This window comes from Desulfobacter sp. UBA2225, assembly GCF_002348205.1.
Classification (GTDB): Bacteria; Desulfobacterota; Desulfobacteria; order Desulfobacterales; family Desulfobacteraceae; genus Desulfobacter; species Desulfobacter postgatei.
Genome location: NZ_DDYV01000214.1, coordinates 1 through 12,335, shown reverse-complemented (window position 1 = coordinate 12,335; position 12,335 = coordinate 1). Strand labels below are relative to the sequence as shown.

13 protein-coding genes are annotated in these 12,335 nt (G+C 50.0%); 9 read left to right on the top strand and 4 right to left on the bottom strand.

Annotated features, from left to right (window positions below; translation table 11 throughout):
• The 4 genes from B3D59_RS10835 to B3D59_RS10820 form a co-directional block, all read right to left on the bottom strand.
• On the bottom strand, positions 1-1,090 hold a 1,090-nt coding region (locus B3D59_RS10835), incomplete at its 3' end, for a transporter substrate-binding domain-containing protein (RefSeq protein ID WP_286819736.1).
• Positions 1,091-1,141: 51 nt separating this feature from the next.
• Positions 1,142-1,921, bottom strand: coding sequence for an NAD(+) synthase (gene nadE / locus B3D59_RS10830; RefSeq protein ID WP_286819734.1), 780 nt, complete (start codon positions 1,919-1,921; stop codon positions 1,142-1,144).
• A complete protein-coding gene (locus B3D59_RS10825; RefSeq protein ID WP_286819732.1) occupies positions 1,918-2,490 on the bottom strand; it encodes a TrmH family RNA methyltransferase in 573 nt (190 codons plus the stop codon). The genes nadE and B3D59_RS10825 overlap by 4 nt, the downstream gene beginning before the upstream one ends.
• An 88-nt stretch (positions 2,491-2,578) precedes the next feature.
• Positions 2,579-3,010: a hotdog fold thioesterase gene (locus B3D59_RS10820; protein WP_286819730.1), complete on the bottom strand. Its 432-nt coding sequence runs from the start codon at positions 3,008-3,010 to the stop codon at positions 2,579-2,581.
• 346 nt (positions 3,011-3,356) lie between these two features.
• On the opposite strand from B3D59_RS10820, the gene fbaA reads away from it, so the two are divergent.
• The 9 genes from fbaA to B3D59_RS18485 all read left to right on the top strand — a co-directional run.
• Entirely contained in the window at positions 3,357-4,388 is a 1,032-nt protein-coding gene (gene fbaA / locus B3D59_RS10815; RefSeq protein WP_286819729.1) for a class II fructose-bisphosphate aldolase, read from the top strand.
• A gap of 12 nt (positions 4,389-4,400) precedes the next feature.
• Entirely contained in the window at positions 4,401-5,981 is a 1,581-nt protein-coding gene (locus tag B3D59_RS10810) for an ABC transporter substrate-binding protein (protein WP_286819728.1), read from the top strand.
• A gap of 79 nt (positions 5,982-6,060) precedes the next feature.
• Positions 6,061-7,101, top strand: coding sequence for an ABC transporter permease (locus tag B3D59_RS10805; protein WP_286819727.1), 1,041 nt, complete (start codon positions 6,061-6,063; stop codon positions 7,099-7,101).
• A 19-nt stretch (positions 7,102-7,120) separates the two neighbouring features.
• On the top strand, positions 7,121-8,044 hold the full coding sequence (gene nikC, locus B3D59_RS10800) for a nickel transporter permease (protein WP_286819726.1): 924 nt from the start codon (positions 7,121-7,123) through the stop codon (positions 8,042-8,044).
• A complete protein-coding gene (locus B3D59_RS10795; protein WP_286819724.1) occupies positions 8,044-8,931 on the top strand; it encodes an ABC transporter ATP-binding protein in 888 nt (295 codons plus the stop codon). The genes nikC and B3D59_RS10795 overlap by 1 nt, the downstream gene beginning before the upstream one ends.
• On the top strand, positions 8,918-9,694 hold the full coding sequence (locus B3D59_RS10790) for an ABC transporter ATP-binding protein (protein ID WP_286819722.1): 777 nt from the start codon (positions 8,918-8,920) through the stop codon (positions 9,692-9,694). The genes B3D59_RS10795 and B3D59_RS10790 overlap by 14 nt, the downstream gene beginning before the upstream one ends.
• 204 nt (positions 9,695-9,898) lie before the next feature.
• Positions 9,899-10,522 (top strand): DUF6515 family protein, encoded by a 624-nt coding sequence (locus B3D59_RS10785; protein WP_286819721.1) that lies wholly within the window; start codon positions 9,899-9,901, stop codon positions 10,520-10,522.
• The gene (locus B3D59_RS10780; RefSeq protein ID WP_286819719.1) at positions 10,522-11,343 is read left to right on the top strand and encodes a purine-nucleoside phosphorylase; all 822 of its coding nucleotides are present in this window, start codon (positions 10,522-10,524) and stop codon (positions 11,341-11,343) included. The genes B3D59_RS10785 and B3D59_RS10780 overlap by 1 nt, the downstream gene beginning before the upstream one ends.
• Before the next feature lie 27 nt (positions 11,344-11,370).
• Positions 11,371-12,335: methyl-accepting chemotaxis protein (locus B3D59_RS18485; RefSeq protein WP_414646534.1), on the top strand; the 965-nt coding region annotated here is incomplete at its 3' end.

Below are 12,335 nucleotides of genomic sequence, written 5' to 3'. Positions count from 1 at the left end.
CCAGGGTGCCGATGGCTTCCATTTTGTGGACTTGTCGCAGCCGTTCCTCCAACGCTTCCTTTTCCTTTTCTGCCTGTTTTCGTTCGGACAGTTCATCGGCCAGTTGGCGCGTCTTTTTGCGGACGAGCCGTCGAAGGGTCCAGGTCCAGAACCAGGAGATTAAGAGCATCAGAATAAGACAAAGAAGAATGCCCAGCACAGTACGGTAGTGCAGCGGGTAATTGGTGCCTTCCAGAACACCGAACCAGTGCTCTCTGATTTCCCGGTATTTGCCCGAGGCCTTGAGAATGCTTAATCCCTGGTCCAGCATATCAATAAGTTCCCGGTCCCCTTCAGTCACGGCAAAGCAGTATTTTTGACCTAGAATAACCGGCTGTACAGCCCTGATGTTGGCAATATCGTATTTTCGTAAAAAATATTGTCCCTGGAGATTGGGCAGAAGCGCCGCATCATGTTTCCCTGATGCCAGCAGACGTATGCCGTCCAGGGTATTGTCGACCTCTATGATTTTTGGGGTGATTTGGGTACTCAGAACATAATCGTGCATGATGTCCCCGGTCTGGACAATAATCTCTTTGTTTTTTAATTCAGATATTTTGTGAAAGCCTGAGTCATCCCGGGTAAACATGGAGAGATGGACCTGGATAAAAGGGACGCTGAAGTCGACGTTCATATTCCGCTCCGGGGAATAATACATTCCGGAGACCATATTGACCTGACCATTTTCAAGGGCCGAGCGAATTTCTTTCCATGGGCCTGTGGTTATTTTAAGGGTCAGCCCCATGGTTTCGGCTATGGATTTTAAAAGATCAATATTAAACCCCTGGGCGCTTCCCTGTTCATCCACATATTCAAAAGGCGGATAGTCATGATCTGTTCCGACGGTAACAATTCTGTCAGGCGTTTTGCCTGGCTTGGGATGGTTGTCTGCGGCTGCCGCATAATTGATGTGCAGGCATATAAAAAAGATTACGACAATGAACGGTCCACCTGTTTGGGGGAGCTGTTTAATAAAGTCGGTACAGAAAATTGCATTCCGGAAATCGTCCATGGCTTTAATATAGTATACACCTGGATTTTGGCAGAGCAAATTGGAGATAAGTGAACCGGGAAAAGCTATCAAATATGTTATTTTGAAAATTCATAATTTCAGCTCTCCGGGGATGGTACAGACCGGGATAGGTTCCATTTTATGCCGGTTGGCCCGGTTGAATTTCCGGTACACTTCCAGAACATTTTTCTGATGATCTGTTATATCCCGGCTTTTGTCGCCGGCTTCATAGGCCATGGCCCATTCCAGTTCATCATAGGAGGCGCCGATCTGGCTTTCGTCCGTACGGTTGTCTTCCCAAAGCCCGTCGGTTGGCCTGGCTGACAGTATATCCCGGCTTACACCAAGATAGCGGCCTAAAGCATACACCTCGGTTTTCGTCAGGTCTGCAATGGGGGATATATCCACGCCGCCGTCTCCGTACTTGGTGTAAAATCCAACACCGAAATCCTCCACCTTGTTGCCGGTACCGACCACGAGCATGCGGTGATGGGAGGCAAAGGCGTACAGGGTGATCATGCGGAGTCTGGCCCGGGTGTTCGCCATGGTCAGGCCATCCTGAATGGCTGACGGCAAGGTTGTTTTTATCTGTTCAAACACCGGGGTCAGATTAACATCATGGCCTGTGACATTGTCATAGGTTTTGGAGAGCCAGGCAATGTGTTCGCCGGCCCGGGAGACCTGGTCAGATGCCTGGTGGATGGGCATGCTCAAGACGATTACGGGGTAACCGGTTCTTGCACATAAAGTTGATGTAACAGCCGAATCAATCCCGCCCGATACGCCGATGGTGAATCCTTTTAATCCGGATGCGTTGACATAGTCTTTGAGCCAGTTGATGATGTGGGCAGCCACTTTTTCTGCATTCATATTTTTTCCTTGCATGGATGGGGCGCTTGGGTTTCCAAATCCCGGCAGGCAAACTGCCGGGCGTATTCGTACAGGATGATGGAGGCAGCCACGCTGACATTCAGGCTCTGGGAGCGCCCGTACTGGGGAATGGTCAGCCGTTTTACTTCCGGGAACAGGCCCGGTTCAAAGCTGAGGCCGAATTCCTCATGACCAAAGACAAAAGCGCTTTTTTCAGGCAGGTCCACATCCATCACCGGATCTCCCTGACCCGGTTCAAGTATAAATGGGGTGTATCCCCTTTCAAGAAGTTCGGCGTAACACGAGATGAACCGGCTGTGGAATTTTGCCGGCACATATTTGAATGCGCCCCTGGCAGGTGCCGGGTCAAAGAATTCGGTGCCGATAAGATGAACCTCATGGCAGCCAAAGGCTTCTGAGCTTCTGAATATTTTCCCGATGTTAAAGGTGGGTTTCAGGCCGTCCAGAACAAGGATGCATTTGTGAATGCCCGGCGTGGCCAGGCGGTTTTTATTCCGATGGCGGCGGAATCGGCGCCTTGCCTCTTCCTTTGCATCCTTTATCATCATTCTTGCCTTATATGAGCCCATAACCTTTTTTTCCAATTAAAATTTAAGTTTTTTGTATACACCCTTGCCGTGAAAATTGCAAAATTGTTTAACTGTGGTTTTTTCGAATTTCTAATACAGCCATGGTCAGGCGGGAGACGCAGATCAACTCTCCTTTATCGTTTTTAATGTCAATGTCCCATACCTGGGTCGTTCTGCCAAGGTGCAACGGTGTGGTTCGCCCCGTGACCCGTCCCCGGGATACACTTTTAATGTGATTGGCCTTGATTTCAAGGCCCACGCTGTAATATCCTTTTCCAAGGGTCATCTGAGAGGCGCAACTGCCAAGGGTTTCGGCCAGCACCACCGAAGCTCCGCCGTGGAGGATGCCCATGGGTTGATGGGTGCGGGTATCCACGGGCATGGAGGCGGTCAAAAAATCCTCGCCTTTTTCTTCAAACGTAATATCCAGATGACCCATCATTGTATTTTCCTTGAACCGGTTCATATCATCAATAGTGAACTCTTTTTTCCAGATCATGTTTTGTCCTTAATTGCTTTATCCTGATTTGGCCTAAACGGTTCCGGTCTTAACAAAGTGCTTTGTTCACGCCATTTTGCTTATGTTGCTATGCGGATCGCATCGTTGGGTTATTACATATTGGATTTGAATAAACTTTGCAATAACGGCTGTTGTATATTTGTAAAATAGATTTTCGTTCAGGCTCTAAGATTAAAAAAGGTGATTTTCAAATTCTTTCTAATAAGGTATTGTTGAATACTCGAATTACATTTGGGAAATTAGCGTTTGAACGCAAAGTCACCCACCTGCGGCGTTGCAGAAAAAGTTACAATCCTGACAATCCCATTAAACAAGGAGACGTATCATGCCAATCGTTAATTATCAGCAATATTGCCATATGTTGGATAACGCCAAACAAAACAAGTTTGCATACCCGGCCATTAACACCACCTCAAGCGAAACCATTAATGCAGCCCTTCTGGCATTCAAGGAAGCCGACAGCGACGGCATTATCCAGGTCTCCACGGGTGGCGGCAGTTTTGCCTCGGGCCTGGGGGTGGCAGAATCTTATAAAGGAGCCATTGCCCTGGCTGAATTTGCCCATGCCATGGCGGCCTATTATGATGTCAATATTGCCCTGCATACGGATCACTGTCACCCTGAATATGTTGACTCTTTTTTAATGCCCCTGATCGAAGAGACGGCAAAGCGTCGTGCCAAGGGGCTGCCCAATCTGTTCAGTTCACACATGTACGACGGATCTGCTTTGCCCATGGCGGAAAATATTGCTGCTTCAAAAAAAATTATGGAAGCCTGTGTGGCCAATGACCTGGTCCTGGAGATTGAAACCGGCGTGGTCGGTGGCGAGGAAGACGGCCATGATACGTCAGGGGTGAAAAAAGAAAAACTGTATACCACACCCCAGGATATGGTTATGGCTGCCAAGGAACTGGGCGTCATGGGAAGGTTTCTTCTAGCGGCCACCTTCGGCAATGTGCATGGGGTGTACAAGCCGGGTAATGTGGTCCTAAAACCCGCAATTTTAAAAGAGGGTCAGGACGCCGTGGCCAATGCGCTTGGCGCCGGTGCCCGGCTGGACCTGGTGTTTCATGGCGGATCCGGTTCCGAATTAAAGGATATCCATGAGGCCCTTGATTACGGGGTGGTTAAGATGAATGTGGATACAGATACCCAGTACGCCTATACCCGGCCCGTGGCGGACCATATGATGAAAAATTATGATGGTGTACTCAAAATCGAAGGGGAAGTGGGTAACAAAAAAGTGTACGATCCGCGTTCCTGGGGCAAAAAAGCTGAGCGGAGCATGGCGGACAGGATCATGCAGGCCTGCCGGGATTTAAGATCCGAGGGCACTTCCCTTGGAAAAAATATCTAAAGGGGGGAAAGAGTGAAGAAGCTGTTTCTGTTTGTCTTTGCCCTGTCCTTATTTGTGCTACAGGCAGCCCAGGCGTCAACCCCGAAAGATACCCTTGTCATGGCCTTTAATATAGATGAGATTATCTCACTGGATCCGGCTGAAATTTTTGAATTTGCCAATGCTGAATATGCCGCCAACGCATACGACCGTCTGATTAACTATGATGTTGATAATGTCAGTAAGATATATCCGGGCATTGCTGAAAGCTGGGATATCTCGGATGACGGGTTGAGCTACACATTTAAAATCAGGAAAGGTGTTACCTTTGCCTCGGGAAACACACTGTCGGCAGACGATGTGGTTTTTTCCCTTCGTCGTGTTGTCCTGCTTGACAAATCTCCGGCCTTTATTCTGACCCAGTTTGGATTTACGCCTGAAAACGTGGAAAAGACCATCGCCAAGGTGGATGATTATACGGTGAAAATTCTTGTGGACCAGGCCTATGCCCCCACGTTTTTTCTTTACTGCATGACCTCAACAGCCGGATCCGTTCTGGATAAAAAAGAGGTCATGGCCCATGAAAAGGACGGTGATCTTGGGTATGGCTGGCTTAAGACCGGGTATGCCGGTTCCGGGCCATATACATTAAGAACCTGGAAGGCATCGGAAATCATGATCCTTGATGCCAACAAAAATTATTGGGGGGATGCACCCAAATTGAGACGCATCATCATCCGGCAGATTGCCGAATCTTCCAGCCAGCGCATGCTCCTGGAAAAAGGCGACATTGATATGGCAAGAAACCTGACGGCGGATGATCTGAAAAGTCTGGAAAAGAACAAAGATATAAAATTTCAGAAAAGGGCCAAAGGCAGGATCTATTACCTGGGGCTGAACCAGAAAAACAAATATCTCAAGATACCTGAGGTGCGCCAGGCACTTAAGTATCTCATTGATTACAAAGGTATGGAACAGACCATCCTCAGCGGCAAGGCCACCATCCACCAGGCCTTTTTGCCGAAGAGCTTTCTGGGCGCATTGGAAGAGACGCCTTTTTCCCTTGATATTGAAAAAGCAAAAGCGCTTTTGAAAAAAGCCGGTCTTGAAAACGGCTTCTGCGTCAACATGGACACAAGGAATACCGAACCCGTAACTTCCATGGCCCTTTCCATCCAATCCACTTTTGCCAAAGTCGGCATAAAACTTGAGATCATTCCCGGAGACGGCAAACAGACCCTGACCAAATACCGCGCCAGACGCCACGATATCTATATCGGAGACTGGGGGCCGGACTATATGGATCCGCACACCAATGCAGACGCCTTTGCCCGGAATCCGGACAACGCCGACGATGCAAAATCCAAACCCCTTGCCTGGAGAAATGCCTGGGATATTCCGGAGATGACCAAAAAAGCCGATGCTGCCGTACTGGAACGGGATACGGCCAAACGCGCCCGGATGTACATGGATCTCCAGCGTCAACACCAGCAAATCTCCCCTTTTGTCATTATGTTCCAGGATATTGAGGTTGTGGCTGAAAGGGCCGATGTTAACAATTTCATTTTAGGACCCAGTTTTGACAGTAACTTTTACCGGTATACAACCAAATAACACGCGTGAGTTTCAAAATCGTACCATGGGCGTCCTGATGCTATACCCGAGGCGCAGATAATGCCTGCGATGTTTATTCATGTCTGAACCGCTAACAAGAACAAGGCTAATCAGGACCCTGAATCAGACGATCCGTATACTGCTGATGTTGGCAACCACATTCTTAGGCCTTTTGCTGATCACTTTTCTCATTGGGCGAATTGTTCCCATTGATCCGGTTCTGGCCGTGGTCGGAGACAAAGCCTCCCCCCAGGTTTACGAAAAAGCCCGCATTGCCATGGGATTGCACCTGCCGCTGTGGAAACAGTTTTTAATCTATATCGGCAACGTGGTCACAGGCGATTTCGGCACATCCGTGCTGACGGCCAATCCTGTGATCGACGATATTTTAAGGGTTTTTCCGGCCACCTTTGAACTGGCCATCACGGCTACGATCATGGGCATTCTGTCAGGCATCCCCCTTGGCATATTTTCGGCGGTAAAGCAGGGCAGCTTTTTTGATCATGTTACGCGTGTCATCGGCTTGTTTGGCTATTCCCTGCCCATTTTCTGGCTTGGGCTCTTGGCGTTGATGTTTTTCTATGTCCGGCTTGACCTGCTGCCCGGCCCGGGCCGGGTCGATCTCTTTTATGAGGGCATTGTGACGCCTGTCACCGGCATTTTGATGATAGACAGTATTATTGCCGGAGAGTGGGAAATTTTCAGGAACGCCGTGTATCATCTGATTCTTCCGGCCTCCCTTCTCGGCTATTATTCCATGGCATATCTGTCAAGAATGACCCGCTCCTTTATGATTGAACAGCTTCGCCAGGAGTATATTCTTACTGCCCGGGTCAAAGGCGTAAAGGAGTGGAAAGTGATATGGGGGCATGCTTTAGGCAACTGTGCCATCCCGTTAATCACAGTCATCGCCCTGAGTTTCGGGAGCCTGCTTGAGGGTTCGGTGTTAACGGAAACCGTTTTTGCCTGGCCTGGCCTGGGCCTGTATCTGACCAATTCCCTGCTCAATGCCGACATGAATGCGGTTTTAGGCAGCACCATTGTTGTGGGTGCCATATTTCTGGGGGTTAACCTGTTCTCCGACGTTTTATATAAAGTGATGGACCCAAGGGCCCGTTAATTTTCCCAACGATATTGAAATGATGACCAACAAAACACTGAAAACAGGCCGCATGAGGGAGTGGCTTCGGGCAGATACGCCGGACTCCGCTTTCCAGGCCTGGTCCGGTCGAGCCTATCTGGGGCTTCTGGCATTCATGAAAAACCGGCTGGCAGTTTTGGGGCTGCTGATTATTGTCGCCCTGATCGTTATTGCAGTGCTTGCACCTGTCATTGCCCCCTATGACCCGGTTGAAACCGACATCGGCAACCGTCTTCAGCCATTGTCCTTTACCCACTATTTGGGTACCGATGAGATGGGACGTGATATTTTCTCCCGGATTGTTTTCGGCTCCCGACTGACCCTTTACATCATCAGCCTTGTGGCCATCATTGCTGCCCCTGTGGGAATCCTTGTGGGTACGGTTGCAGGGTATTTCGGCGGGATCGTTGACACGGTGCTCATGCGCATCACAGATATTTTCCTGGCCTTTCCCAAGCTTATCCTGGCCCTGGCTTTTGTTTCCGCTCTGGGGCCCGGCATTGAAAACGCCGTCATTGCCATCTCCATTACCTCCTGGCCCCCTTACGCCCGAATCGCCCGGGCAGAGACCATCACCATAAGAAATTGCGATTTCATAAAAGCCGTCAGGCTGCAGGGCGCAGGTGCGCTAAGGATTATTACCGGCCATATTATGCCCCTTTGTCTGCCTTCTCTGATTATCCGGGTTACCCTGGATATGGCAGGGATTATTCTGACGGCTGCAGGACTGGGGTTTCTGGGTCTGGGTGCCCAGCCGCCCACTCCGGAATGGGGGGCCATGACTGCCGGCGGAAGAACGTACATCATCGACCACTGGTGGTTGATCTCCATGCCCGGGACCGCCATCTTTATTGTCAGCCTTGCATTCAACCTTCTGGGGGACGGGCTTCGTGAAGTTCTTGATCCAAGGAGTGACAACTGATGACCGGCAACACGTCACTGCTCACGGTAAAGGATCTGTCCGTGGTCTTTCCGTCTTTTAAGGGGGATGTCTGTGCGGTCAACAACATCAGCTTTTCCATGGGTAGGGAAAAATTAGGTATTGTGGGAGAGTCCGGTTCGGGAAAATCCGTAACCGGCCGGGCCGTACTGCGTCTGCTGCCGCCCTATGCCAGGGTCAGGGCATCTGAAATCTCTTTGAGGGGGAAAAACCTGCTGGATTTTTCCGAAAAACAGATGAGAAAAATCAGGGGTATGGAGATCTCCATGGTCATGCAGGATCCCAAGTACTCCCTGAATCCGGTAAGAACCGTGGGGGAGCAGATACGCGAGGCCTATACCATCCATCATAAAGCCGGGAAAAAGCAGGCCCGCCAAAAAGCCTTGGATATGCTCAACGCGGTCAGGATCAGAAATCCGGAGCAGGTCTACGACCTTTATCCCCATGAGGTGTCCGGGGGTATGGGCCAGAGAATCATGATTGCCATGATGCTTATTCCCGAACCCAGTCTGCTCATCGCCGATGAACCCACTTCCGCCCTTGACGTTACGGTGCAGCTTCAGGTCCTTGCCATCCTTGATGATCTGGTCAGTGAACGGGGCATGGGCCTTATGTTTATCTCTCATGATCTTGAGCTTGTCGCCTCGTTCTGCGACAGGGTGATCATTATGTACGGCGGACAAATCATGGAAGTGCTGGACGCGGGTAATCTTCATAAATCAAATCATCCTTACACAAAGGGATTACTTTCTTGCCTGCCTAAAATAGACGGCACCCAGGATCGTCTGCCCATACTTGTCCGGGATGACGCCTGGCTTAAGGCTGTGCCAGGACCCTTTAGCGGGGGGCTGCGTTATGATCGCCGTTGAGAATCTCAATGTTTGTTTCGGCCATGGCCAGGCCCGAAACCATGCGGTAAGGGATGTCAATTTTACCGTGGAAAAGGGCGAAAGTTTCGGCCTGGTCGGAGAGTCTGGATCAGGCAAATCAACGGTTCTCAATTGTATATCTGGACTGTTGACCCACTGGACAGGGCGTATGGAAATTGACGGCGTCAGGTTGAAGCAAAAAAGGAACATCGCGTTTTGCCGTAAAGTTCAGATGGTTTTCCAAGACCCCTATGGGTCGCTTCATCCCAGGCATACCATTGACCGGACACTCAAGGAACCTGTGAAGATAAACCGTCTTGGGGGTGCCAACCACCGCGTGGCGCGTGTGCTTGACGAGGTGGGGCTGGGGGCTAAATTCAGGTTTCGTTTTCCCCACCAGCTTTCCGGAGGGCAGCGTCAGCGGGTGGCTTTGGCCCGGGCCCTTATCCTCGATCCTGAAGTGATTCTGCTTGATGAACCCACCTCTGCCCTTGATGTCTCCATCCAGGCCGAGGTGCTTAATCTGCTCCAGGATCTTAGAAGGGAAAAACAATTGACCTATATCCTTGTCAGCCATGACCTTGCCGTGGTCTCCCATATGTGTGATACGCTTCTGGTGATGAACCGCGGCAAAGCTGTTGAAACCATTTCCCGCAGTCAGCTTAAAAGCGGTGTGATCAAAGAAAAGTACACAAAGCAGCTTCTTGTGGCCGGCAAGGGATATGATCGAACCGCCATTGATCTATTCCAGGATTTCAGATGATACCCAATGCCGCTATTTTGGAGACTGCATTGTCCCAAAAATTATGATAACATAAGTAGAAGTGTTTGATGTTGTAAGTATTTTTATGTGGTACACTTTTTGCTTTTGTTTGTGCGAACGCGCTGACATACGTTTAATGCATGGACGCGTTACCGGAATCCAAAGATTAATGTTTAATCTGAAGGGGTTAATCAGGAGGATAAAATGAAAAACAGATATTTGAAGTTTTCAACCCTAATCATGCTTGTTTGTTTTGGTTTAACCACCGTCCTGCCGGCTGTGGCCCTGGCAGGGCCGAAACACGGTCCGATTTTTAAACATGTTCCGCCAGGCGGCCAAAAGGTCAGGCACAGGGGAGATGACTATTTCTTTCACAGGGGCCTATTTTACAGGCATGGACCTAAAGGGTATTTTTGGGTGCGTCCGCCGCTGGGTATCATTGCCTACAGTCTTCCGGTGGCTGCTGTCACGGTGCTGATCGGGGGATTAACCTATTATGTATATGACAATGTCTATTATAGAAGAGTGCCTGCCGGATATCAGGTGGTACAAGTTCCCACCCAGACGACGACCATTGTGCACACCCCTCCTGCCGTACCGATGAATCCGGCGGATTCCGGTACCCAGGTCGTGGTAATGTCCAAAATTCTTAATGTTCGGTCCGGTCCGGGAATCAATCATGCCGTTTTGACCCAGACTTATATGGGCAATGTTCTGATTATCCAGGGCAGTGCGTCTGACTGGTATTATGTCCGGCTTCCTGATAATACCTATGGCTGGGTCATGAAAGCGTTTGTGACTATGCCCGACAACGGAGCCCAGGGGTAATGGTGTTTGTCAATAAAGTTCAGGAATGTGCACGATTTATACAGGCGCGCATGCAGGTGCGGCCTGTTGCCGGTATGATTACCGGAACAGGCCTTTCCGATACCTTGACCGACCTGCAGATCCACCAGGTGTTCCCCTATGCCGGACTGCCCCATTTCCCCCAGGCCACGGTGGAGAGCCACAAGGGGTGTCTTGTTCAGGGCAGTCTTAACGGCAGGGATATCCTGGTTTTCCAGGGCCGGATACATCTGTATGAGGGGTATTCCCCGGAGCTTGTCACGTTTCCGGTAAGGCTGCTTCAGGCCCTTGAGGTGCCGATGCTCATCCTTACCAATGCAGCCGGCGGCATCAACCTGAACTTCAGGGCCGGAGACATTATGCTCATCCGGGATCATATCAACCTTACCGGGAAAAATCCCCTTGCAGGTCCGCACGAGGAGTGCTTTGGCCTTCGGTTTCCTGATATGAGCCGGGTCTATGACCCGGATTTGGGGCGGCGTGCCGTTGGGGTCGCTGAACAGGAAAAAATTCAATTACACGCCGGGGTTTATGCCGGCCTTTTGGGGCCAAGCCTTGAAACACCTGCAGAAACACGGTTTCTTAAAATTGTCGGCGCCGATGCCGTGGGGTTTTCAACGGTAATGGAGGCCATTGCCGGGGTTCAGGCCGGTATGAAAATTCTGGGGCTTTCCCTGATTACCAATATCAATGATCCGGATGCACCTGCACAGACCACCCTGGAGGCTGTGGTTGAGACTGCAGCAAAGGCATCTGAAAAATTGAATCGGATCATTACCGGATTTGTTGGACAGACTGCGTAATATGGATTTTAAATAAGAGGAGATAACATGAGAATCGTCACCCGTCCTGATTTTGACGGCATTGTCTGCGCAGTTCTTCTGCGCCAAGCCCTGGAACCGTCTTTACCCATATGCTGGATAGAGCCCAATGCGATTCAGTCGGGTACCGCTGATATCCGGGATGGTGATATCCTTGCGAACCTGCCCTGGCATCCTAATGCCTATTTGTGGTTTGATCACCATATCTCCAATAAACCTGCCCAGGATGTGCCTGGCCTCTTTGAGATTGCACCGTCCGCCGCAGGGGTTATCTATAACTATTATCAAAAACAGCACCTTCTGGATAACCGGTTTGATGAACTGGTGGATCAGACCGACATGATTGATTCTGCCGATCTTACCCGGGAACAGGTCAAAGCACCTGAAAACTATCCTTATCTGCTTTTGTCCATGACTATTAAAAATAACGATTTTCAGGATATTCCCTATTGGGAACGTTTGGTGGATATGCTTGGCAAAGCGGATATTAAGACCATATTAGAGGATCCCGAGGTGGACCGCCGGTGTCGGGAAGTGATCGAGGAAAACAAGGCATTTAAATATTACCTGGAAACCTATACCACCATGGTTGACCGTATTTCCGTGACCGACTTTAGAGCCCTTGAAAACGTACCTTCGGGCAACCGGTTTTTAATTTATTCTCTGTTTGCAGACGCCATTGCCAGTGTCAAGATCCGGTATGCAAGGCCGGACAAAAAACAGGTTCTCATCAGTGTTGGTCACAGCATTTTCAATCCTGAATGCCGGATAAATGCCGGAACCATGCTTGCGTGTTACGGCGGCGGCGGACATTTCGGTGCCGGCGGATGCACGGTGGATGCCCGTGATGCCCAGGACAAAATTGACCAAATCCTGGACATTTTAAAGGTCGGCGCGATCGCCCGCCAGACCAATCTGCTCGCCCTCAATGCCGCGATCGAGGCGGCTCGCGCCGGCGAGGCGGGCAAGGGCTT